Consider the following 23073-nt stretch of genomic DNA (forward strand, 5'->3'; position numbering starts at 1 on the left):
CGAGGGGTGCCGACCTGTACGCCTTAACGATTGTTCGGTCAGACTAGCGTCATGGCTGAGAACTCCCCCGTCGAGCCCGCTGCCGAGTTTGTCACAGACATCGGCCTGCGCCGCATCGACCACGTCGGGATCGCCGTTGGCGACCTGGACGCCGCGATCGACTTCTACCAGCGCACGTTCGGCATGCGCTGCGTGCACACCGAGACCAACGCCGAGCAGGGCGTACGCGAGGCGATGCTGGCGGTCGGGCCGGACGCCTCCGGCGGCATGGTGCAGTTGCTCGCGCCGCTGTCCCCGGACACCACGATCGGCAAGTTCCTGGACAAGCGCGGCCCGGGCATCCAGCAGGTCGCGTACACGGTGGCGGACATCGACGTGGCCTGCGCGGCGCTGCGCGAGCGCGGCGTGCGGCTGCTGTACGACGCCCCCCGGCGCGGCACGTCGAACTCCCGGGTCAACTTCGTGCACCCGAAGGACGCCGGCGGCGTGCTGATCGAGCTGGTCCAGCCCGCCTGAGGCGCAAGGAAGGGCCCCTTGTTAACAGACGTCTGTTAACAAGGGGCCCTTCCTAACAAGTGGGAACGCGCGCGGCAGTGCGCGCTTGCGCGTTCCCACGGACACCTCCACTCATCGGCCGATGCAGTTTTTCACAGAGGGCTTCCCGCTTTAGCTACCGTTAAGTAACGTCCGCCGGAACAGCAGCGGCGACCGGTGCCGAATGTGTCGATTGCCGACATGGCGGTCCCGTCGCACCGGCGCCGACGATGGCAGCACCCCTGCCCGCGTCGTGCGGGTGTGGACTAACGGGAGGTCACCGTGCAGGACATCCTCGAAGCGATCATGGCGGCGGAGGGTTCGTCGCAGCCGGAGCGGGAGCTCGCCGGGCTCGCCGGCCTGCCCGTGCCGGAGAGCTACCGGGGCGTGGTGGTGCGCGCCGAGGACACCCGCATGTTCGACGGCATGGCCACCCGCGACAAGGACCCGCGCAAGGCGCTGCACGTCCAGGAGGTGCCCACCCCGGAACTGGGCCCGGGTGAGGCCCTGGTCGCGGTGATGGCCAGCGCGATCAACTACAACACGGTGTGGACCAGCATCTTCGAGCCGCTGCCCACGTTCAAGTTCCTCCAGCGCTACGGCCGGCTCTCCGAGCTGACCCGCCGCCACGACCTGCCGTACCACGTGGTCGGCTCGGACGCCGCCGGCGTGGTGCTGCGTACCGGGCCGGGCGTGACCAAGTGGAAGGCCGGCGACGAGGTGGTCGCGCACTGCCTGTCGGTCGAACTGGAGGACTCCGCCGGCCACGACGACACGATGCTCGACCCGCAGCAGCGGATCTGGGGCTTCGAGACCAACTTCGGCGGCCTCGCCGAGCTGGCGATCGTCAAGGCCAACCAGCTGATGCCGAAGCCGCGCCACCTGAGCTGGGAGGAGGCGGCCAGCCCGGGGCTGGTCAACTCCACCGCGTACCGGCAGCTCGTCTCGCACCACGGCGCGAACATGAAGCAGGGTGACGTGGTGCTGATCTGGGGCGCCTCCGGCGGCCTCGGCGGCTACGCCACCCAGATGGCGCTCAACGGCGGCGCGATCCCGGTCTGCGTGGTCTCCTCCCCCGAGAAGGCCGAGCTGTGCCGCAAGATGGGCGCCGAGCTGGTCATCGACCGCACCGCCGAGGGGTTCAAGTTCTGGTCCGATGAGCAGACCCAGGACCAGGACGAGTGGCGCCGCTTCGGTGAGCGCATCCGCGAGCTGACCGGCGGCGAGGACCCGGACATCGTCTTCGAGCACCCGGGCCGGGAGACGTTCGGCGCCAGCGTCTACGTCGCCAAGAAGGGCGGCACGATCGTCACCTGCGCCTCCACCAGCGGCTACATGCACCAGTACGACAACCGCTACCTGTGGATGCACCTCAAGCGGATCGTCGGCAGCCACTTCGCCAACTACCACGAGGCGTGGCAGGCCAACCGGCTGGTCGCGCTCGGCAAGGTGCACCCGACCGTGTCGAAGACGTACGCGCTGGAGCAGACCGGCCAGGCCGCGTACGAGGTGCACCGCAACGCGCACCAGGGCAAGGTCGGCGTCCGGTGCCTGGCCCCCGCCGACGGGCTCGGCGTCCGCGACACCGAGATGCGCTCGCGGCACGAAAGCGCGATCAACCGCTTCCGCGGTCACTGACCGTACGGTCGTCCCGGATTGCCTTTCGGACGACCCGGGCGCCATTCGACCGGCGTACGCACAAAGGGCCGCGGGTGCCGACCCGCGGCCCTTTTCGCGCCGCCTTCCCCGCAGAAGCCCGACCCGCCCGACCCGCCCGGGAGCTGCCAAGATCGCCAATTGGTCCGGTCCCGCCGGCCGACCGAGTTGACCATGTAAACAGGACGCGAAAGGTGCCGACCGCTCTTGCGAACCACCCTGGGGCGTCTGCCAGTATGTCCCAATGCCCCAGCAGCAGTCCTCCCCTCTCGCGTTCTTCGATAACGCGAACTCGCAGCCCGATTTCACCGTCGGCCTGCGCGGTTACAACACCAACCAGGTCGACGACTTCATCGGCCGCCTCACCGCCGCCCTGAGCCAGTCCGAGCAGGCCCGCGCCGAGGCCGAGCAGCGGATGAACGACGCTCAGCGCCGGCTGCGGCAGGCCGAGCAGCGCCAGAGCGCGCTCGAGCAGAAGCTCACCGAGACCAACAAGCAGCTCGAGGAGAACAGCCGGCCGACCCTGTCCGGCCTGGGCACTCGCGTCGAGCAGATCCTGCGGCTGGCCGAGGAGCAGGCCAACGACCACCGCAACGAGGCCAAGCGCGAGTCGGAGGGCATCCTCTCCGCCGCCCGCCTCGAAGCGCGGGAGATCACCGACAAGGCGCGCGCCGAGGCGGCCGCCATGAAGGCCACCGCCGAGCGCGAGGCCGGCAGCGTCCGTACCGCCGCCGAGCGCGAGGCCGCCGAGGTCCGGGTGCAGGCCCGCCGCGAGGCCGACACGCTGCGCGCCGACGCCGACCGGGAGACCAAGCAGCTGCGTACGGTCACCGCGCACGAGGTGGCCGAGCTGAAGTCGACAGTCGAGCGGGAGGTCGCCACCCTGCGCGCCACCGCCGAGCGGGAGATCACCCAGCAGCGGGCCAAGGCCGCCCGGGAGGCCGAGGAGAAGCGCGCCGAGGCGACGAAGCTGCTCACCGACGCCCGCGACAAGCGCGACAAGGACCTGCAGGCGCTGGAGCTCCAGCTCGCCGAGCGGCGGGAGAAGGCCGAGCGCGAGGAGTCGGAGCGGCACGCCGCCCAGGTCTCGCAGACCCAGAAGCTGGTGAACGAGGCCGAGCAGCGGGCGCGCGCCGCGCAGGAGCGGGCCAAGGAGATCGAGCAGCGGGCCGAGGCCCGCCGGGTCGAGTCCGAGCGCACCGCCAACGAGACCGTCGACAAGGCCAAGGCGCTGGCCGACAAGACGCTCAACGAGGCGCGTGCCGAGGCGCAGCGGGTGCTCAACGAGGCCCGTACCGAGGCCGAGCTGACCACGCAGGCGGCCCGCCGCGAGGTCGAGGACCTGACCCGCCAGAAGGACGCCGTCACCTCGCAGCTCGGGCAGATGCTGTCCGGCCTGGCCGGCATCGTGCCGGGCGTCCCGGCCGGCGGCAAGGGCGAGACCCCGAAGGCCGACGCCTCCGGGCAGAAGGTGACGGCCGAGTCGGCCGGCTGATCGATTCACCCGCTGTCGGGGGCATGAGCCACGGCGCGGGGTGACGCCGGGTGACCGGTGTCGCCTCGCGCCGTCATGCTGTGCGGGCCCGTTTCGCCAGGAGGGTGAAGTAGCTCCCAGAAGGGGCGTCCGTATCGCCCCAGCAGAACCGGATGCGTGTGAGGATGGGGTCATGTCGCACGGCGAGGAACTGTTCGCGCTCGGCGGGGACGTGACGACGGAGCCCAGCTTCGAGTCCGCCCTGCGGGGGTACGAGAAACGGCAGGTCGACCGCTACGTCGCTCGCGCGGAGCACGAGATCGCGGCGCTGACCACCGAGCGGGAACAGGCGTACACGCAGATCCACAAACTGGCCGGTCAGGTCGAGGTGCTCCAGCGCGACCTGGCCCAGGTGCGCAAGCAGGCGGCGGTGGTGGACCGGGCGTCGTTCCGGCACCTCGGTCCGCGTGTCGAGCAGATCCTCACCATGGCCGAGGAGCAGGCCGACGAGATCCTCGCCGCCGCCAACGAGGAGATCGAGGCCCGCCGGGCCGCCGCCGAGCACATCGTCGAGGAGGCCCGGGAGCAGGCCGCCCAGGCGCTGAAGGACTTCGAGATCGCGCTGGCCGCCCGCCGGTCCGAGGAGGAGCGGCACACCGCCGCCCGCAAGGCCGAGGCCGAGGCCACGCTCAAGGCCGCCAAGGACGAGTCGGCGACGCTGCGCAAGAGCGCGCAGGACGAGTCGGAGAAGCTGCGCGCCGCTGCCCGGGACGAGGCCGAGAAGCTGCGCCGGACCGCCCAGGACGCGCTGGCGAAGGCCCAGCAGGAGGCCACCCAGCTCCGCGACACCGCCAAGGAGATCCACTCCCGCGCCCAGCAGGAGGCGGCCCGGCTGCGCGAGACGGCCAAGGAGGCGCTGGCCAAGGCCCAGCAGGAGGCGAGCCAGCTCCGCGAGGCGGCCAAGGAGGTGCACGCCAAGGGCCAGCAGGAGGCCAAGCGGCTCACCGACGCCGCCGCCGAGGCCGGCCGGGCCTCGCACGCCAAGGCGCTGGCCGAAGCCAAGAAGATCGTGGACGACGCGGAGGAGGCCGCCAAGGCCACCCGCGGCCGGGCGCGCACGGAAGCCAACCGGCTCACCACCGAGGCCGCCGAGGCGGGCAAGCGCAACCGCGCCGAGGTCGAGGCGTACGTGCAGCGCATGCGCACCGAGACCGAGACGTACGTGCAGCAGTCCCGCGCCCAGACCCAGCAGGAGCTGGGCGCCTGGCGGGCCGGGGTGGAGAAGGAGGTCGCCGAGCGGCGGGACAGCGCCGAGCGGGAGCTGGCCCAGCGCCGGGCCGCCGCCGAGCAGGAGTTCGCCAAGCGCCGCGACGAGCTGGACAAGCAGCACGCCAAGCGCCAGGAGGAGCTGGAGCAGGCGTTCACGACCCGCCGCGACGAGATCGAGCGCACCGCCGCCGACGTCCGGCAGGCCGCCGAGGCCGACGCGCTGAGCATGCGGCAGCAGGCCGAGCTGGAGGCCGCCGAGCTGCTGCGCCGGGCCGAGGAGGACGCCACCGCGCAGCGCCGCAAGGCCGACGAGCACGTCGCGGCCTCGCGCCGCCAGTTCGAGGAGTACGCGGCCACCACCCAGCAGCACCTCGCCACCACCCAGCAGCACCTGGCCGCCACCCAGCAGGAGGTGGCCGCCGGCCGGCAACAGCTCGCCGGCGTGATGCTGGAGATCGCCAAGGCGCAGCAGGAGCTGGCCGACCTGCGCACCGAGACGTGGAAGTCCCGGCAGGAGTCCGACGACCTGGAGCGGCAGCTCACGGACCTGCGGAGCGAGGCCGGCTCGGCCGGCATCACGGCCACCCCGGTCGACCCGGACGACCTCGCCACCGCCGCCTCCACCGGCCGGTCCACGGACGACGGCAAGCCGGCGGGCGAGGGCACGCCGGTCGGCAGCGGCGCGGAGACCGTCGGCGACACCCCTGCTGGCGGCGGTGCGGCGGTGGCCGCGAAGGGCACCGCCACCGCGGTCCCCAACGGCGCCGGGCCGGCCAAGGGTGACGGCGAGCCCGCCGACGCGGGCAAGGCGAAGCCGGTCGGCGAGCCGGTGACCACCATGGACTCCTCGGCCGGCGCGGGCGTCGACGGCGAGCCCACGGTGGCCGCCGTACCGGGTGAGGGTGGGCGCGGCGCCACCCCCACGAAGATCACCAGCACCGGTGAGAACGGCAAGCGCCCGACCAAGCCGACCACCGACGAGCGCAGCGCCAAGCCCAGCACGGTGACGGTCGACAAGGACTGACCCACCCGCCTCCGCCGCGCCACCTCGGGGAGGTGGTGGCATCCGCCTCACCCGGACCACGCCACCTCCCCGGACTGGCGGGCCCAGCGCCACGTCGGCGAGGTGGCGGCATCCCACCCACCCGGACCACACCACCTCCCCGACCTGGCGAGCCCAGCGCCACTTCGGCGAGGTGGCGGCATCCCACCCACCCGGACCACGCCACCTCCCCGACCTGGCGGGTGACCCGCGCCAGGACGGCCCGGCGGGACAGCCCGGCGGGAAGTGGTGGTGGGATGGTCGGGGCGGACGGCGAGGACTACCCTGCGGGCAGAGGGCCGCGCGTCGGGCGTGGACGGCACCGGCGGACGAGCCGGGCAGCGCGGGAGCCGGGAGGCACGGGTGTCGCAGGAGGGTTCCGCCGTCCCGGGTGACGAGGCGGCGACCGTGAACCCCACCGGCGAGGCGGAACCCGCGCGCGACGCCACGACCGCCGCCGGCGACCCGAGATCCGGCACGGACACGAGCAGCGGACGGCCCGCCGACGTCGAGCCGGGCGAGTTCGAGCCGAGCGGCCGGTTCGGCGTGCCGGGGCGTCCGCTGCGACGCAGCGCCTTCCTGATCGGCTTCACCGGCGCGCTCGGCGTGCTGCTGGCGTACGCGCTGTTCCTGGGCGTGCGCAACGCCGCGGGCATCCTGGTGCTCGTGGTGATCGCGCTGTTCCTCGCGGTCGGCCTGCACCCGGCGGTGGTCCGGTTGCGCCGCTGGGGCCTGCCGCGCGGGCTGGCGGTGGCGGTGGTGACACTCACCCTGCTGCTGCTGATCGTCGCCGGCCTGCTGGCCCTGGTGCCGCCGGTGGTGACCCAGTCCGGCCAGTTCATCCAGCAGTTGCCCGGCTACGTCGAGGAGCTGCGCCGCAATCAGACCGTCAACGACCTCGTGGTCCGCTACGACGTGATGGAACGGGTCCAGGCGGCGGCGAACGCGGACAACGTCGAGCGGGCGCTCGGCGGTGTGCTCGGCGGGGCGCAACTGATCTTCGGCACGCTGTTCCGCCTGCTGACCGTGCTGGTGCTGACGATCTACTTCCTGGCGTACTTCGACAGGATGCGCGAACTCGGGTACGCGCTGGTGCCGCGCACCCGCCGGGAGCGGGTCCGGCTGATCGGCGACGAGATCCTGACCCGGGTCGGCGCGTACATGGTCGGCGCGCTCGCCATCGCGGTGATGGCCGGGGTGAGCACGTTCGTGTTCGCGCTCGCGGTCGGCCTGCCGTACCCGTTCGCGCTCGCCGTGGTGGTCGCGGTGACCGACCTGATCCCGCAGATCGGGGCGACGCTGGGCGCGGTCGTGGTGACGCTCGTCGGGCTCGCCACCGACCTGCCGGTGGGCATCGCCTGCCTGGTGTTCTTCGTGGTCTACCAGCAGATCGAGAACTACCTGATCTACCCGAAGATCATGCGCCGGGCGGTGTCGGTGAACGAGGTGGCCGCGTTGCTCGCCGCGCTGCTCGGGGTGTCGCTGCTGGGCGTGGTGGGCGCGCTCATCGCGATCCCCACGGTGGCCGCGTTGCAGCTGATCCTGCGCGAGGTGGTGCTACCCCGCCAGGATGCCCGCTGAGCGGCTACTCGGCGCGCCGCTGGGCCGGGCCGGGCACCGGGGTGTCGGCGAACGCGGCGACAGTGCGGTCCGCGTACGCGCTGACGTCACCGGTCTCCATCGGGCCGTCCCAGGTGGTCGGCAGCGGCAGCGGTACGCCCGGGGCGACCCGCCGGACGATCTCGTCCAGCGCCTTCTCCGCGTCGCCGACCCAGAGGTGCTTGGCGCCGTCCACGCCGACCACCTCGGCCTGCGGCACGGCGGCGAACCGCTGCCCGGCCTCCTCCGGCCGCAGGTAGTCGTCGAACTCGGGGACCAGCGCGGTGAGCGGCTTGCCCGTCTCGGCCCAGACCGCCAGGTCCTCCGGGGCGGAGTAGCGCAGCGGCGGGGAGAGCAGGATCGCGCCGGTCACCGCCGGGTCGCAGCCGTACTTCAACGCCAGGTCGGTGCCGAACGACCACCCGACCAGCCAGATGTTCGGCAGCTCGTGGAACTCGGCGTACTCGATCGCGGCGGCCACGTCGAACCGCTCGCCGACCGCGCCGTCGAAGGCGCCCTCGCTGGTGCCGCGGACGCTGCTTGTGCCCCGGGTGTTGAACCGGAGCACTGCCAGGCCGGCGAGCGCGGGCAGCCGCCAGGCCGCCTTGCGGAACACGTGGCTGTCCATCATCCCGCCGTGGGTGGGCAGCGGGTGCAGGCAGACCAGGGTGGCCGACGGCTCGCCCTCCAGCGGCCGGGCCAGCTCACCGACGAGCGTCAGCCCGTCGGCGGTGTGCAGCTCGATGTCCTCCCGGCGACCGGGCAGGATCGACGACGCGCGAATCGGAGTGCTCACGCCTGCCAGTCTCCCGTGTCGGCGGCCCAACCGCCCACCGGGACGGGAACCGGGTGATCCAGATCGCTCAGCCGTAGCGTGGGGCGCCCCGGCCGCGCTGGAGGTTCGGGCCACGCCGGTCCCGGGCCCGCCAGCAGCCGGAGTGCCAGTGCCGGCGGTCGGTCAGGTCGCCCCGGTCGTCCGCCGGCCAGGCCACCAGGTGCGCCGTCCCCGGCCGGATCTCCTGGTCACAACCGGGACAACGGTACGTCTTGACTGACGCGCCGCCGCTGATCGCGCGTATCTGCCAGTCGCCGTCGCGCCACTGCTGCACGGTCGGCACGCCGTGGCGGGCACGCTCGGCGTCCACGGCGGCGATCTCGTCCCGGCGGGGGCGGTTGCGACGGGGGCTCACGGTCACCAAGCGTACGGGCCGCCGGCCGGACCGGCCCGGGTCGGGCGGCCCGGCCGACGGGCGTCAGCGCCAGGTCTGCGGGTCGGTCAGGTCCTGCGCCACCCGTGTTCCGGCCAGCACGCTCGCCGCCTCCGTCTCGGTGAAGTCGATCTGCCCCTTGGGCGGGTCCTCCGGCCACTGCCAGCCGAACGTGGCGGTCAGGTGCGCCTTCGGGATGCCGAGCAGTTCGAGCTGGTGTCCGTCCGGATAGAGGTAGGCGGGCCGACCGCCCACCGTCCGGTCGGCCCGGGTGACGTCCCGGGCGATCTGCGCCCCGTAGACCAGTCTCACCTCCATCGTCGCCGCCGGCGACCGCACGAGCGTGAGAACGACGGTGAGGCCGCCCGGGAAGGCACTGGCTTCGACCTCGCAGGTTGCCACCCGGGCGTCCTGCGGCACGGCGCCCAACCGCAGGGGCGCGTCGCACCGGCGTGCCTCGTTCCAGCGGATGGCGCGCACCGCCTCGGCCAGCGCGTTCCGGTCGCCGCCGAGCATGCTCGCCCGGGCGTACAGGCCGGGAACCGGCTGCCATGCCCGGACCACGCCGCCGGCCCCGACCCGGAACTCCCGGACCTTGCCGTCGAACGTCACCGGGATCGCTCCCTCGGCGCCGGGAAGGCCGTCGAGCAGGAGTTCGTCCACCGCCCGGGCGTCCGGGCTCACCTCGACGAGCACCGGTTTCCCGCCACCGACGCGGTACCGGATCGACTCGGTCCGGTTCGAGCCGAAGACGGCCCACCGCAGGTAGCGGGCCCGGCTGGTGTCCACCCCCAGGTGCAGCACCTGCGGGTCGGTGCCGACGAGTTCGGGACGCTGGTCGGCGGCCGGCACCCCGTCGGCCTTCGGCGGCACCGGCGCGCCGGCTGTCGACGTCGCGGCCGTCCAGGGCATCCGCCCGGCCAGCCCACCCACGTCCGCCCGGATCACGCCGCTGAGACCGAGCACGCCGACAAGCGCGAGCGCGGTGCCGGCGGTGGCCCGGCGGCGTACCTGCCGGCGCCGGCCGAGCGCGCGGGAACCGCGCAGCAGGCGTCCGGTGTCTGTCTCCCCTTCGGCCTGCTCCCGCAGCACCGAGGCGATCCGCTGGTCGAGGTCGGTCACAGCCGGCTCCCCTTCGTCGTCGGGACGCCGCAGCGCTCCCGGAGGTGGGCGAGCGCCCGCATCGCGTGGGTGCGGACGGTGACCGGGGAGCAGTCGAGGATCTGGGCGATCGTGGCGTCGTCCAGATCCTCGTAGTAGCGCAGCACCAGCACGGCGCGCTGACGGTCGGGCAGGGCGCGGATCAGCCGCCACATCTCGTCCCGCTCCGCCGCCTCGCCACCGAGGTCGCCGCGCTGCGGCCGGTCGGCGAACGTGTCGACGGCCAGCTCGCGGCTGGACCGCCGTCGCCACCAGGACGTGTTCGCGTTGACCAGCATCCGGCGCACGTACACGTCGGGCCGGTCGACCCGGGCGATCTTCCGCCAGTGCACGTACGCGCGGGCCAGCACGTCCTGCGTGAGGTCCTCGGCCCGGTGCGCGTCGCCGGTGAGCAGCCGGGCCAGGCGCAACAGCGCCGGACCGCGGCTGCCGACGTACTCCTCGAATGTCACACCCGGAAGACGCCGTCACCGCCGCCGGGCGTTGACCGGGATCAGCGCCGGGTGTGGTCGCGGAAGCCGCGGCCGGTCTTGCGGCCCAGGTAGCCGGCCGTGACCAGGTGCTCCAGCAGCGGCGCCGGGGCGAAGCCGGGCTCGCGCAGCTCCAGGTACAGCTCCCGCTGGATGGCCAGCGAGACGTCCAGGCCGACCACGTCGAGCAGCTCGAACGGGCCCATCGGGTAGCCGCAGCCGAGCTTCATCGCGTAGTCGATGTCGTCGGCGGTCGAGTAGCTGGCCTCCAGCATCTTCACCGCGTCGTTCAGGTACGGGAAGAGCAGCGCGTTGACGATGAAGCCGGACCGGTCGCCGCAGACGACGCCGGTCTTGCCGAGCTTCGCGCAGACCGCGCGGGCGGTGGCCGACGTCTCGGCGGAGGTGCGGATGGTCTGCACGATCTCCACCAGCGGCATGATCGGCGCCGGGTTGAAGAAGTGCAGGCCGATCACGTCGGCCGGGCGCTGGGTCGCCATCGCCACGTCGATCACCGGCAGCGACGAGGTGGTGGTGGCGAGCACGACGCCCGGCTTGCAGATCTCGTCGAGGCTGGCGAACAGCGCCTTCTTGACGCTCAGCTCCTCGATCACGGCCTCGACCACCAGGTCGACGTCGGCCAGGTGGTCAAGCGTCGCGGACCAGGTGATCCGGCCGAGCGCGGCGTCCCGGTCGGTCTCGCTGAGCTTGCCCCGCACCACGCCCTTGTTGAGCGAGGTCTTGACCGCCTCGCAGACCTTCGCGGACTTCTCCGCGCCCCGGGTCACCGAGATGACCTCGTAGCCGGCCTTCGCGAAGACCTCGATGATGCCGGTGGCCATGGTCCCGGAGCCGACCACGCCGACCTTCGCGATGCCCCGGGCGCCGTCGGCGAGCGCGGCGTCCCCGGCCGGCGGCGTGTACTCGTCGGGTACGACCTTCGGCGAGCCCGGCCGCTCGTAGGTGTAGAAGCCGCGACCGGACTTCCGGCCGAGCAGCCCGGCGGTGACCATCTGCTTGAGCAGCGGGGCCGGTGCGTGCCGGCGGTCCCGGCCGCCGCGCCGGTACATCGTGTCGAGGATCTCGTACGCGGTGTCCAGGCCGATCAGGTCCATCAGCGCCAGCGGGCCCATCGGCAGGCCGCAGCCGAGCTTCATGGCGGCGTCGATGTCCTCGCGGGTGGCGTAGCGGGCCTCGAACATGCCGACCGCGTGGTTCAGGTAGCCGAACAGCAGCGCGTTGGCGATGAACCCGGCCCGGTCGCTGATCGTCACGTCGACCTTGCCGAGCCGCTCGCAGAGCGCCTCCACGTCGGCGACCACGTCGGCGGAGGTGACCACCGTGCGGACCACCTCGACCAGCTTCATCACCGGGGCCGGGTTGAAGAAGTGGATGCCGATGACCTGGTTGGGCCGGGTGGTGGCGACGGAGATCTCGGTGACGCTCAGCGAGGACGTGTTGGTGGCGAGGATCGCCTCGGGCTTGCAGACCCGGTCCATCTCGGCGAAGATCCGCTGCTTGAGGTCGAGGTGCTCGGGCACCGCCTCGATCACCAGGTCCACGTCGTGCAGCGCGTCCAGCCCGACCCGGAAGTCGACCCGCGCGAGCAGCGCGTCCCGGTCAGCCTCGGCGAGCTTGCCCTTGGCGACGGCCCGGTCGGTGGAGCCGGTGAGCGTGACCCGGCCCCGCTCCACCGCGGCCTCGGAGATCTCGACTGCTGTGACGTCGAGGCCGTTGCGGGCGAACACCTCCACGATGCCGGCACCCATGGTGCCCAGACCCACCACGCCTACCCTGGTGAACTCCCGCGCCACGACCGGCCTCCCCTGGCTCGACTCCGCCGTCCGCGACATGAACGGCCGCTAAGGTTATGGGCCGGAGTCTGCCACGTGACGCTGTGTTGTCGAGACGCCGTGGGATATTTCACGCACCCCGCCTCAGGCGGTGGCGTTCTCCCCGGCCAGGGCCAGCAGTTCGGCGACGAATTCCGCCGGTCGCTCCAGGTGCGGGCTGTGCCCGCAGCCCGGCAGCACCACCTCCCGGTACGCCCCGCCGGCCGCCGCGTACCGCTCCAGCACCGCGCGGGTCTGCCCGACCATCGGCTGCGGCGGGCACTCCTGCGCGCCCGGCCAGCCGGGCACCACACCGAGCTGACCGAGGTACGCCAGGTCGAACAGCGAGGTGTCCGAGACGATCACGTCGGCGTCGCCGCGTACCCAGGTCACCGGCGGCTTGACCGGCACGGCGACCAGCTCGTCGGCGAGCCGGAAGTGGGCCGGGGCCAGCGCGTTGAGCACGCCGCGTCGCCCGCAGGCGGTCCCCGGCCAATGATCCGACGCCACGGCCGTGCCCGGGTAGTTGTCGTCGCCGGTGGCGGTGGTCAGCATGCTCTCCAGCAGCAGGTCCTCGTGCTCGCCCAGCGTGGCCGGGTCGGCCACGTACGCGGCACGCAGCACCGCGCGCGGGCTGGTCGGGCCGTCCGCGCCCCGGTCACCGGCGGCGAGCCGGGCCACGAAGTCGGGGTTCGCGCCCCCGGCGCCGGTGCCGGCGAAGTCGGGCGTGGTCGGGGTGCCGTCGAGGTCCCGGGTGCCGCCGAAGCCGTACGGGGACACCGGCGCCTCCAGCAGCAGCCCGGACACCCGCTCGGGGTGGCCGACGAGCAGCCGCATCGCCACCCCGCCGCCGAGCGAGTGCCCGACCACCACCGGCCGGGCGCCGGGCGGGAACAGCCCCGGGACGTCCAGCAGCGCGGCCACGTCGTCGGCGAAGTCGTCGAGCCCTCGGGTGGCGTCCACGGGCGCGGTGTCCGTCTCGCCGTAGCCGCGCAGGTCTGGGGCGACCACCCGCAGCGTGTCCGGCAGGCGGGCCAGCAGCGGTTCCCAGAAGGCGGAGGAGGAGACGTTGCCGTGCACCAGCAGGACCGGCACGCCGTCCGGCGGACCGGCCACGCGGACCGACTGGGTGATGCCGTTGGCCTGGACCGTCTGCCGTGCGCTGCGCATCCGCGCATGCTGGCACGCGCGGGTGGGCCCGGTCCATGTGCCCCACCACCACACCGCCCCACCCGAGCGTGGCGCACGCCCCCTTACCGCGTCGATCATGAAGTTGGCGGCGACAAATCGGACGCGGAACGGCGCCAACTTCATGATCGACCGGGGGCCGAGTGGCGGGGCGCGCGCCCCGGGGAGGGTCTAGTGGGCGTCGGCCGGCTGCGTCTCGCGCGCCTCGATCGGCTGACGGGGTGCCGGGACCGGCAGCGGCAGGGTCGGGCGCTGGTCGCGGCGCATCGCGCCGAAGCTCATCCCGACCGGGTCGGTCCGGGCCACGCCCGGGTCGTAGAGGCGCAGGTCGGTGCGGCCCAGGCGGACCACGTCCCCGTCGGCGATCGGCACGCTGCCCGTGATCCGGGTGTCGTTGAGCCAGGTGCCGTTCGTCGAGCCGAGGTCGGTGAGCAGCACCCCCTCGGGCGTGGCCCGGACGGTGGCGTGCCGCCGGCTCAGGTGCGGATCGGCGAGCACGATGTCGGCGGTCGGCGCGCGGCCGATCACCTGCGCGTCCCGGCCGACCCTGAAGGTGAGCCCTCGCATCGCCCCGCCGGACACCGTCAGCAACGGCATCAGCTCCGGATGCTCCTGCATGGACAGTCGACCTCCACCCCACATCGCCCCGCGGCGTCAGCCTGCCACCTCACCGTAGTGGCTTGCACCACCGCGCGGTCACCCCCGCGACCCCGGCCGGTCATCTCCCGTTCGCCGTTTCGGACGGCACCTCCGTCGATGTGACGGGCTGATCGTCCGCGCAGCGTACGGCCCGTCCGCACCTACCGGCGAGTAATCTTCGGGTCTAGACTTCGGCCATGACCGCAGTGCATGTGCCGGGCGCCCCGCTCATCTCCGAGGGTCGACTGGTGTCGACCAGCCCGGCCACCGGCGCTGAGGCCGGTCGATTCCCGCTGGCGGCCGAGGCGGACGTGCGTGCCGCCGTCGACCGCGCCCGGGAGGCCGGCAACTGGTGGGCCGGGCTCGGCTTCGCCGGCCGGCGGGACCGGCTCCAGCGCTGGCGCGGCGTGCTCGCCCGGCGGATCGAGGAACTGGCCGACCTGATGCACGCCGAGGGCGGCAAGCCGGTCGGTGACGCCGTCGTGGAGATCCTCACCGCGCTGGAGCACATCGACTGGGCGGCCCGCAACGCGCAGCGGGTGCTCGGGCCGCGCCGGGTCCGGTCCCGCCTGGTCCTCGCCGAGTTCACCGGTCACCTGGAATACCAGCCGTACGGCGTGGTGGGCGTGATCGGTCCGTGGAACTACCCGGTCTTCACCCCGATCGGCTCGGCCGCGTACGCGCTCGCGGCCGGCAACGCCGTGGTGTTCAAGCCGAGCGAGTACACCCCGGCGGTCGGTCAGTGGCTGGTCGACCGGTTCGCCGAGGTGGTGCCGGAGCAGCCGGTGTTCCAGGCGGTGCACGGCTTCGGCGCGGTCGGCGCGGCGCTGTGCCGCTCCGGCGTCGGCAAGGTGGCGTTCACCGGCTCCACCGCCACCGCGAAGCGGGTGATGGCCGCCTGCGCGGAGACGCTCACCCCGGTGCTGCTGGAGGCCGGCGGCAAGGACGCGATGATCGTGGACACCGACGCCGACCTGGACGCCGCGGCGGAGGCGTGCGTCTGGGGCGGGATGACGAACGCCGGCCAGACCTGCATCGGCATCGAGCGGGTCTACGCGGTCGACCAGGTCTTCGACGCCTTCGTGGAGAAGGTGGTGGCGAAGGCCGGGCGACTCACAGTCGGCGCCGACGGGACCGACCTCGGCCCGATCACCATGCCGTCGCAGATCGACATCATCCGCCGGCACATCGACGACGCGCTGAGCCGGGGCGGCCGGGCGGTGCTCGGCGGCCCGGACGCGGTCCAGCCGCCGTACGTGCACCCGACGGTGCTCGTCGACGTGCCGGAGGACTCGGCCGCCGTGCAGGAGGAGACGTTCGGCCCGACGCTCGTCGTGAACCGGGTCCGCGACGTGGACGAGGCGGTCGAGCGGGCCAACGCGCTGCCGTACGGGCTCGGGGGTTCGGTCTTCGGCCGGGCGCGGGCGGTGGCGGTCGCGCGGCGGCTGCGCTCCGGCATGGCCTCGGTCAACTCGGCGCTGACCTTCGCCGGCATGTCGACGCTGCCGTTCGGCGGCACCGGCGAGTCCGGCTTCGGCCGCATCCACGGCGAGGAGGGGCTGCGCGAGTTCGGCCGCCCGAAGTCGGTCACCCGCCGCCGGGCCCGCTCGCTGCTGCCGGCGATGACGTTCGAGCGCACCCCGGCCGACATCGCCCGTATCGTCAAGATCGCCAAGCTGATGTACGGCCGGGGCCGCTGAGGCAGCGCCTCAGAACAGCGTCAGCTCGTCGCGCTCGATGCCGCGCAGCTTGTCGTAGTCGACCACCACGCAGCGGATGCCCCGGTCGGTGGCGAGCACCCGCGCCTGCGGCTTGATCTCCTGCGCGGCGAACACGCCGGCCACCGGCGCGAGCAGCGGATCGCGGTTCATCAGCTCCAGGTAGCGGGTGAGCTGCTCCACGCCGTCGATCTCGCCGCGCCGCTTCACCTCGACCGCCACCGCGCCGCCGGTCGCGTCCCGGCAGAGCAGGTCGACCGGCCCGATCGCGGTCATGTACTCCCGCCGGACCAGCGTGTAGCCCTCCCCCAGCGTCTCCGGGTTCGCGGCCAGCAGCTCCTGCAGGTGCGCCTCGACGCCGTCCTTGCGCAGGCCCGGGTCCACGCCCAGCTCGTACGACGTGTCCTGGAAAATCTCCTCCAGGGTGATGCGCAGCTCCTCGCCGGCCTTGTTGACCACCCGCCACACGCCGGGCGCCTCCTCTAGCCGGCAGGGCGGGCTCATCCAGTTCAACGGCTTGTACGCCCGGTCGTCCGCGTGGATCGACACCGAGCCGTCCGCCTTCACCATGAGCAACCGGGTGGCCGGCGGCAGGTGAGCCGAGAGCCGTCCGACATAGTCCACCGAGCACTTCGCAATGACCAACCGCACCCGCCGAGGGTAGCCGAGCCCTCGGCGGACGCCGACGAGCGCCACTGGCGTACCGGTGCCATATTGAGATCGTGCTCGAAGTCCTCACCGGTTCCGGTCTGGCCGCCTCGGCGGGCCTGAACGCCTACATCCCCCTCCTGCTGATGGGTCTGCTGTCCCGCTACACCGACCTGGTCGAGCTGCCCAGCGGCTGGCAGTGGCTCGGCAACGGCTGGGTGGTGCTGATCCTCGCCGTCCTGCTCGTGGTCGAGACCGTGGCCGACAAGGTGCCGGTGGTCGACCACGTCAACGACGTGGTGCAGACGGTGGTCCGGCCGACCGCCGGCGGGCTCGCGTTCGGCGCGGGCGCCGGCTCGGAGACGGTCACCGTCAGCGACCCGGACACGTTCTTCTCCACGCACCAGTGGGTGCCGGTGGTGGTCGGCGTGCTCATCGCGCTCGGCGTGCACCTGCTCAAGGCCGCCGCCCGGCCGGTCATCAACGCGACCACGGCCGGGGTGGGCGCGCCGGTGGCCAGCACCGCCGAGGACGCGACGAGCGTGGTCATGTCGGTGGTGGCGCTGCTGCTGCCGGTGCTGGTGCTGGTGTTCCTGCTCGGCCTGGTGTTCTTCGTACCCTGGCTGTTCCGCCGCCGCCGGGAGCGGCGACGGGAGCGCGCCGCCGCCCGGGCGGCCGGCTTCCGCGTCTGACCCGCGCCGACTCCCGAAACCTCTAAAATTAGGGCAAGACACCCAAGGAGGTACGGGAAGATGACCGCGTCGTTGGAGATGCCCCGGGTCCAGGAGTGCGCCGTCCGGTCCTGCGCCTACAACCACACGAACGACTGCCACGCCTTCGCCATCACGATCGGCAGCAGCGACCACGCCCACTGCCACACGTTCGTGGAGATGCCGGTGCGCGGCGGCATCGACCAGTTGGTCGCGCAGGTGGGGGCGTGTTCGCGCGCCGACTGCCGGCACAACGCCGACCTGGAGTGTCACGCCCCGGCCATCACCGTCGGCCCCGACATGGACATGGCCGACTGCATGACCTACCAGAGCCGCTGACCCACCCGGGCGTTAAGAAGGGGCCCCTTCTCTACCGGAGGCGTTAACAAGGGGCCCTTCCTTTCACCCCAGCGCGTTGGCGTCGCGGATCACCGTTACCAACTCGTCGATGATGCCGGTGAGCGCGAAGTCCTTCGGCGTAAACACCCGGGCCACCCCGGCCGCCCGCAGCGTCTCGGCGTCGGCGGCCGGGATGATCCCGCCCACCACCACCGGCAGGTCGCCCCGCCCGGCGGCGCGCAGCCCGTCCAGCACTGCCGGCACGGCCGCCAGGTGCGAGCCGGAGAGCACGGAGAGCCCGACCAGGTCGACGTCCTCCTCCACGGCAGCCGCCACGATCTGCCCGGCGGTCAGCCGGATGCCCTGGTAGACCACCTCGAACCCGGCGTCGCGGGCGCGTACCGCGATCTGCTCCGCGCCGTTGGAGTGCCCGTCCAGCCCCGGCTTGCCGACCAGCAGCCGCAGCCGGCCGCTGCCCAGCTCCCGGGCGGTGGCAGCGACCCGCTCGCGGACCCCGGCGAGTGTCGCGTCACCGGCTGTCCCGACCGCCCCGGCCAGTCCGGTCGGCGCGCGGTACTCGCCGTACACCTGGCGCAGCGCGCCCGCCCACTCGCCGGTGGTGACCCCGGCCCGGACGCATCCGAGCGTCGCCGGCATCAGGTTCGCCGTGGTGGCGGCGTCCGCGCGCAGCTTCGCCAGCGCCTCCTCCACCGCCGCCGCGTCCCGGCCGGCCCGCCATTCGCGTACGCCCGCGGTGGCCGCCTCCTCGACGGCCGGGTCCACCTGCTCGATCGCCTCGGCGCCCGCTGCGGTGAGCGGGGACGGCTCGGTCTCGGTGAACCGGTTGACGCCGATGACCACGTCCGAGCCGGACTCCATCCGGCGGCGCCGGTCGGCGAGCGAGGCAACCAGCGCGCTCTTGAGGTAGCCGGACTCGACGGCGGTGACCACGCCGCCCATCTCCAGCACCTTCTCCAGCTCGACGCGCGCGCCGGAGACGATGTCGTCGACCAGCGCGGTCATCACGTGCGAGCCGGCGAACAGGTCCGGGTACTCCAGCAGGTCCGACTCGTACGCCAGCACCTGCTGCATGCGCAGCGACCACTGCTGGTCCCAGGGGCGGGGCAGGCCCAGCGCCTCGTTCCAGGCGGGCAGCTGCACGGCGCGGGCGCGGGCGTCGCGGGACAGCGTGACGCCGAGCATCTCCAGCACGATCCGCTGGATGTTGTTCTCCGGCTGCGCCTCGGTCAGGCCCAGCGAGTTGACCTGGACGCCGTAGCGGAACCGGCGCTGCTTCGGGTTCTCCACGCCGTATCGATCGCGGGTGATCTCGTCCCAGAGCGCGCCGAACGCGCGCATCTTGGCGATCTCCTCGACGAAGCGCACCCCGGCGTTGACGAAGAACGAGATCCGCTGGACCACGTCGCCCATCCGCTCGGGCGGCACCTGGCCGGAGTCGCGGACGGTGTCCAGCACGGCGACCGCGGTGGCCAGCGCGAAGCCGACCTCCTGCACCGGCGTGGCGCCGGCCTCCTGCAGGTGGTACGAGCAGATGTTCACCGGGTTCCACCGGGGCATCTCGCGCAGCGTGTACGCGATCACGTCGGCGGTCAGCCGCAGCGACGCCGCCGGCGGGAAGATGTACGTCCCCCGGGACAGGTACTCCTTGATGATGTCGTTCTGGGTGGTGCCGGCGCAGCGGCTCAGCTCGGCGCCCTGCTCGGCGGCGACGGTGCCGTAGAGGCCGAGCAGCCACATGGCCGGGGCGTTGATGGTCATCGAGGTGTTCATCTCGGCCAGCGGGATGCCCTCGAACAGCGCCCGCATGTCGCCCAGGTGCGCCACCGGCACGCCGACCCGGCCCACCTCGCCGGAGGCCAGCTCGTGGTCCGGGTCGTACCCGGTCTGGGTGGGCAGGTCGAAGGCGACCGACAGGCCGGTCTGCCCCTTCGCCAGGTTGCGGCGGAAGAGCGCGTTGGTGGCCGCGGCGGAGGAGTGCCCGGCGTACGTGCGCATCACCCACGGGCGGTCCCGCTCGGGCAGCCGTCCCGGCATCGCGTCGTCCATGGCCGGAGTTTAAGTTACCGTTCAGTAAAAGAGAGTGTGGAAAACCACACAACCCGAGGCCCGCACCGGTGGGCCGACGTGCCGGCCGGCCCACCGTACGAGTCACTCGCTGCGGGCGGTCTCCGGGCCGGTGATCCGTTCCAGCAACGGCAGGGTGGCGGCGACGACGGCGAGGCAGCCCAGGACGCCGAGCACCACCACCGCCGCGAACCCGGCCCCCGGCATGCGCAGGTCGTAGTCCATCTGCGCGCGCAGGAACAGGTGTGCGGCGACCAGTCCCATCCCGACCGCGACCACGGCGACGGTCAGCAGCGGCACCACGCTCTCCAGCGTCACCACCCGGCGCAGCAGCCGTACCGGGGCGCCACTGAGCCGCAGCAGGCTGAACGGCCGCTTCCGTTCACTGAGACCGGCCGCCACTGCCACGGCCAGGCTGCACCCGGCGAGCACGAGACCGGCCACCACGACGAGGTCGGCCAGCCGCTGCCAGCCCCGCATCGTGTCGGCGAAGTCAGCCTCGAAGTCGCCGGGCACGTTCGGCGCCACGAAGAAGGTGGGGAACGCGGCTTCGAGGACCGTTCGGGCCCGCTCCACTGCCACCGGATCCTCCGCGTCGACCGCCACCGAACCAGCCGGGAGTCCCGCGAGGGCAGCCGGGTCCACAGGGGACGACGGCCAGACCCGGTCGGCCGAGGCGGACTCCCGCCAGGGGATCAGGCCCGGCGGCACCTCGGCGACGCTCACGCCGGCTGCGCACCGCCCGTACGCGGGCGGGATGTCCGCGCAGGCGATCACACCGGAGTCGCGGCCGTCACCGCGTACCGGGTTCTCCCGGACGAGCACCGGGTTGCGTACCCCGGGAATCGCCGCCAGATCGGCCAGCAGCGTGCCGGGCGCCGGAGCGTCGTCCGTCAGCACCATCGACAGCCGGCCGGCCTCCAGGGAACCCCGGGGCGCGGGACCACGCTCGTACGTGATCGTCCCCATCACGCCCACAGCCACCGTCGTGACGAACAGCGCGAGCATCACGCCGCCCACCGCGCGGAACCCGGCGGCCGGATTGTCGGCGAGCCGGCGCGCGGCGATGAGCGCGGCGGGCCGGCTGGCGCGAGCGGCCATCGCCCGGGCGCCGACCATGGTCAGCCACGGGCCGCCGGTGATCAGCCCGACCATGACCAGCAGCAGGGCGGGCAGAAACAGCGCGGTCTGGCCGTCCGACGTGGGAGGCCGGTACACCAGGGCGAAGCCCAGCCCGGCCAGGCCGAGCGCGAGCGGGATCAGCCGGTACACCCGGGGCGGCCGCGGCGTGACCCGGCGGCTGACACCGAGCGGGGAGATCCGGACCCGGCGCAACGCGATCCAGGCCGCGGCCGCCGCGCCCGCCGGCACGCCGAGCGCCACCAGGACGGCCTCCGGCGCACCGATGGCCATGTCGCCGGGGAAGAACGGCATGCCGGTGAACGGGATGCCGGCGAGCTGCCCGCGGAACGCGAAGAACACCGCGAAGCCGGCCGCCGCGCCGGCCGCCGCCGCGAGCGCGGCCTCGACGGCCGCGACCGCCGAGATCTGCCGGGGCGTGGCCCCGACCAGCCGCATCGCGGCGAACCGTTGCTCCCGGCGGGCGGCGCCGAGCCGGGTCGCCGTGCCGATGAAGACGAGTACGGGGAACAGCAGCCCGCCCGCGACCACGCCGAGAATGAGGTCCACAGCCGCCCCCGGCAGCGCGGCGCCGTTGCCGTCGAGCCGGGTGACCTTCCGGACCTGGTCCAGCCTCCCGACCTGCTCCGGGGTGCCGCCGACCAGGACGAGCAGCGTGTCCGGCGAGGTGAGCGCCGCCGTCCCGACCTCGCCGAGGTCCCGGCCCGGGTAGCGGTCGGCGAGCTGGTCGGCGGGGGCGGTCGCCAGCAGCTTCCGCAGCGCCGGGGAGGCGTAGTACTCGCCCGGCCCCGGAACGCGGGGAACGCCGATCGGCGTGGGCGCGTCCGGACCGGTCGCGGCGACGTCGACGCGGACGATCTGATCGCCCCGGAAGTAGTCGGTCCGGGTGGACCAGAGCAGCGGGTCGGCGGACGCGTCGGCCGTCTCCTGCGGGTACATCGACGCGTAGCGGGTGAGCTGGGCGTCGGTGGCGTGCACACCGGCGAGCGTGGTGAGCAGCAGCCCGGTGCCGACCGCGACGGCGGCGGCGATGGCGACCAGCCGGAGCAGCGCCTCCCGGCCACCGGCGACGGCGAGCCGGAGCGCGAGCCCGATCACGAGGCGACCCCGGCGGGGGCGTTGACCCGGCCGTCCCGCACCATGACCTCCCGGTCGGCGTACGCGGCGATGCGCGCCTCGTGCGTCACCAGGACGACTGTGGTGCCCTTCTCGCGGGCGGCGTCCACCAGCAGCGTCATCACCTCCTCGCCGGTGAGCGAGTCGAGCGCGCCGGTGGGCTCGTCGGCGAACAGCACCCGCGGCTCGGCGACCAGGCCGCGAGCCAGCGCGACCCGCTGGGCCTGCCCACCGGACAGTTCGCCGGAGCGGCGGTGCTCCAGGCCGGCCAGGCCGAGTCGCTCGAACCAGCCCCGCGCGGCGCGCAGCGCCGGGGTGCGGCGGACACCGCGCAGCAGCAGCGGCAACGCCACGTTCTCGGCCGCGGTGAGTTCCGGCACGAGCTGGCCGAACTGGAAGACGAAGCCGAAGCTGTCACGGCGCAACGTGCTGCGGTCGGCCTCGCCGAGCGTGTCGATCCGGGCGCCGTCGAACCGGACCTCACCGGAGTCGGGGCGCAGGATGCCGGCCAGGCAGTGCAGCAACGTCGACTTGCCGGAGCCGCTCGGTCCCATCACGGCGACGACCTCACCGGCCGCCACGGCGAGGCTCGCGCCGCGCAGGGCGGGTGTCTCGCCGAACGCGTACGTGACGTCGCGTGCCTCGATCATCGGGCTCATGGCCGTACCGCCTTTCTCAGGGCGTCCAGCCGGGCGCCCGTCGTCTCGATCCACCGCAGGTCCGCCTCGAGGTGGTAGAGGCCGTGGTCGGCCAGCATCACGTCGACGAGTTCGCCGCTGCGTTTGATCTCCGTGAGTTCGCGCATCCGGCGCAGGTGCGCGGCACGCTGGGTGTCCAGGTACTCCTCGGCCGGGCGGTCCAGCATCAGCGCGAGCACGACCTTGGTGAACAACAGCGTCTGCAGGTGTGGTTCCGGCTCAACCGGCTCGGTCAACCAGTGCTCCACCTCGGTGGCGCCCACGTCGGTGATGACGTAGCGCTTGCGGTCCGGCCCGGCGCCCTGAGCGACGTCGCCGACCACCACCTTGCCGTCGCGGGCCAGCCGGCTCAGCGTCGAGTAGACCTGCCCGTACGGCAGCGGCCTGCCGCGCCCGAAGAAGGTGTCGTAGTCGCGCTTGAGGTCGTAGCCGTGGCTCGGTTCGCGTTCGAGCAGCCCGAGCAGGGTCAGGGGAACCGTCATGACCAGAGACTACACCGAGTGTATACCTCGCGTATATAGCTGACCCGGCAGCGGAACGGGCCACC

At 73.0% G+C, this 23073-nt stretch carries 20 protein-coding genes; 8 read left to right on the top strand and 12 right to left on the bottom strand.

Annotation, left to right across the window (positions count from 1 at the left end; genetic code table 11):
• Positions 1–51: 51 nt before the first annotated feature.
• The 5 genes from mce (at position 52) to MicB006_RS20485 (ending at position 7556) form a co-directional block, all read left to right on the top strand.
• The gene (gene mce, locus MicB006_RS20460) at positions 52–516 is read left to right on the top strand and encodes a methylmalonyl-CoA epimerase (RefSeq protein WP_116508264.1); all 465 of its coding nucleotides are present in this window, start codon (positions 52–54) and stop codon (positions 514–516) included.
• A 300-nt stretch (positions 517–816) separates the two neighbouring features.
• Positions 817–2172: a crotonyl-CoA carboxylase/reductase gene (gene ccrA / locus MicB006_RS20465; RefSeq protein WP_116508266.1), complete on the top strand. Its 1356-nt coding sequence runs from the start codon at positions 817–819 to the stop codon at positions 2170–2172.
• 262 nt (positions 2173–2434) lie between these two features.
• Positions 2435–3685 carry a DivIVA domain-containing protein gene (locus MicB006_RS20470; RefSeq protein ID WP_073830529.1) on the top strand — a complete coding sequence of 417 codons (1251 nt, stop codon included), beginning with the start codon at positions 2435–2437 and terminating at the stop codon, positions 3683–3685.
• Positions 3686–3857: 172 nt separating this feature from the next.
• Positions 3858–5957: a hypothetical protein gene (locus MicB006_RS20475; RefSeq protein ID WP_116508268.1), complete on the top strand. Its 2100-nt coding sequence runs from the start codon at positions 3858–3860 to the stop codon at positions 5955–5957.
• Positions 5958–6338: 381 nt separating this feature from the next.
• Positions 6339–7556, top strand: coding sequence for an AI-2E family transporter (locus MicB006_RS20485; protein WP_116508271.1), 1218 nt, complete (start codon positions 6339–6341; stop codon positions 7554–7556).
• A 4-nt stretch (positions 7557–7560) separates the two neighbouring features.
• On the opposite strand, the gene MicB006_RS20490 is transcribed toward MicB006_RS20485, so the two are convergent.
• The 7 genes from MicB006_RS20490 to MicB006_RS20520 all read right to left on the bottom strand — a co-directional run bounded on the left by MicB006_RS20490 (position 7561) and on the right by MicB006_RS20520 (position 14051).
• Positions 7561–8370, bottom strand: coding sequence for an alpha/beta hydrolase (locus MicB006_RS20490; RefSeq protein WP_116508272.1), 810 nt, complete (start codon positions 8368–8370; stop codon positions 7561–7563).
• A gap of 67 nt (positions 8371–8437) precedes the next feature.
• The gene (locus MicB006_RS20495; RefSeq protein ID WP_073830526.1) at positions 8438–8770 is read right to left on the bottom strand and encodes a hypothetical protein; all 333 of its coding nucleotides are present in this window, start codon (positions 8768–8770) and stop codon (positions 8438–8440) included.
• Positions 8771–8827: 57 nt separating this feature from the next.
• Positions 8828–9904, bottom strand: a complete 1077-nt coding sequence (locus tag MicB006_RS20500; RefSeq protein WP_116508273.1) for a hypothetical protein — start codon at positions 9902–9904, stop codon at positions 8828–8830.
• A complete protein-coding gene (locus MicB006_RS20505; protein ID WP_116508274.1) occupies positions 9901–10395 on the bottom strand; it encodes a SigE family RNA polymerase sigma factor in 495 nt (164 codons plus the stop codon). Before MicB006_RS20505 ends, MicB006_RS20500 begins: the two co-directional genes overlap by 4 nt.
• 41 nt (positions 10396–10436) lie before the next feature.
• Entirely contained in the window at positions 10437–12227 is a 1791-nt protein-coding gene (locus MicB006_RS20510) for a 3-hydroxyacyl-CoA dehydrogenase family protein (RefSeq protein WP_116508275.1), read from the bottom strand.
• A gap of 123 nt (positions 12228–12350) precedes the next feature.
• Positions 12351–13415 (bottom strand): alpha/beta fold hydrolase, encoded by a 1065-nt coding sequence (locus tag MicB006_RS20515; RefSeq protein ID WP_116508277.1) that lies wholly within the window; start codon positions 13413–13415, stop codon positions 12351–12353.
• A 189-nt stretch (positions 13416–13604) separates the two neighbouring features.
• Entirely contained in the window at positions 13605–14051 is a 447-nt protein-coding gene (locus MicB006_RS20520; RefSeq protein ID WP_116508278.1) for an FHA domain-containing protein, read from the bottom strand.
• A gap of 218 nt (positions 14052–14269) precedes the next feature.
• On the opposite strand from MicB006_RS20520, the gene MicB006_RS20525 reads away from it, so the two are divergent.
• Positions 14270–15772 carry an aldehyde dehydrogenase family protein gene (locus MicB006_RS20525; protein WP_116508279.1) on the top strand — a complete coding sequence of 501 codons (1503 nt, stop codon included), beginning with the start codon at positions 14270–14272 and terminating at the stop codon, positions 15770–15772.
• Between the two features lie 9 nt (positions 15773–15781).
• Here MicB006_RS20525 and nucS read toward each other — a convergent pair whose 3' ends face one another.
• Entirely contained in the window at positions 15782–16441 is a 660-nt protein-coding gene (gene nucS, locus MicB006_RS20530) for an endonuclease NucS (protein WP_116511659.1), read from the bottom strand.
• A 71-nt stretch (positions 16442–16512) separates the two neighbouring features.
• Here nucS and MicB006_RS20535 point away from each other — a divergent pair, with 71 nt between their 5' ends.
• Complete coding sequence (locus tag MicB006_RS20535) at positions 16513–17130, top strand: DUF4126 domain-containing protein (RefSeq protein WP_073830519.1); 618 nt, start codon at positions 16513–16515, stop codon at positions 17128–17130.
• A gap of 60 nt (positions 17131–17190) precedes the next feature.
• Positions 17191–17487, top strand: a complete 297-nt coding sequence (locus MicB006_RS20540; protein ID WP_116508281.1) for a DUF1540 domain-containing protein — start codon at positions 17191–17193, stop codon at positions 17485–17487.
• Between the two features lie 63 nt (positions 17488–17550).
• Here MicB006_RS20540 and MicB006_RS20545 read toward each other — a convergent pair whose 3' ends face one another.
• The 4 genes from MicB006_RS20545 to MicB006_RS20560 form a co-directional block, all read right to left on the bottom strand.
• Complete coding sequence (locus tag MicB006_RS20545) at positions 17551–19554, bottom strand: protein meaA (protein ID WP_116508282.1); 2004 nt, start codon at positions 19552–19554, stop codon at positions 17551–17553.
• A 102-nt stretch (positions 19555–19656) separates the two neighbouring features.
• Entirely contained in the window at positions 19657–21810 is a 2154-nt protein-coding gene (locus MicB006_RS20550) for an FtsX-like permease family protein (RefSeq protein ID WP_116508283.1), read from the bottom strand.
• Positions 21807–22487 carry an ABC transporter ATP-binding protein gene (locus MicB006_RS20555; protein ID WP_116508284.1) on the bottom strand — a complete coding sequence of 227 codons (681 nt, stop codon included), beginning with the start codon at positions 22485–22487 and terminating at the stop codon, positions 21807–21809. The genes MicB006_RS20550 and MicB006_RS20555 overlap by 4 nt, the downstream gene beginning before the upstream one ends.
• Complete coding sequence (locus tag MicB006_RS20560) at positions 22484–23008, bottom strand: PadR family transcriptional regulator (protein ID WP_116508285.1); 525 nt, start codon at positions 23006–23008, stop codon at positions 22484–22486. The genes MicB006_RS20555 and MicB006_RS20560 overlap by 4 nt, the downstream gene beginning before the upstream one ends.
• Between the last annotated feature and the right edge of the window lie 65 nt (positions 23009–23073).

The organism is Micromonospora sp. B006 (assembly GCF_003408515.1).
GTDB lineage: Bacteria > Actinomycetota > Actinomycetes > Mycobacteriales > Micromonosporaceae > Micromonospora > Micromonospora echinospora_A.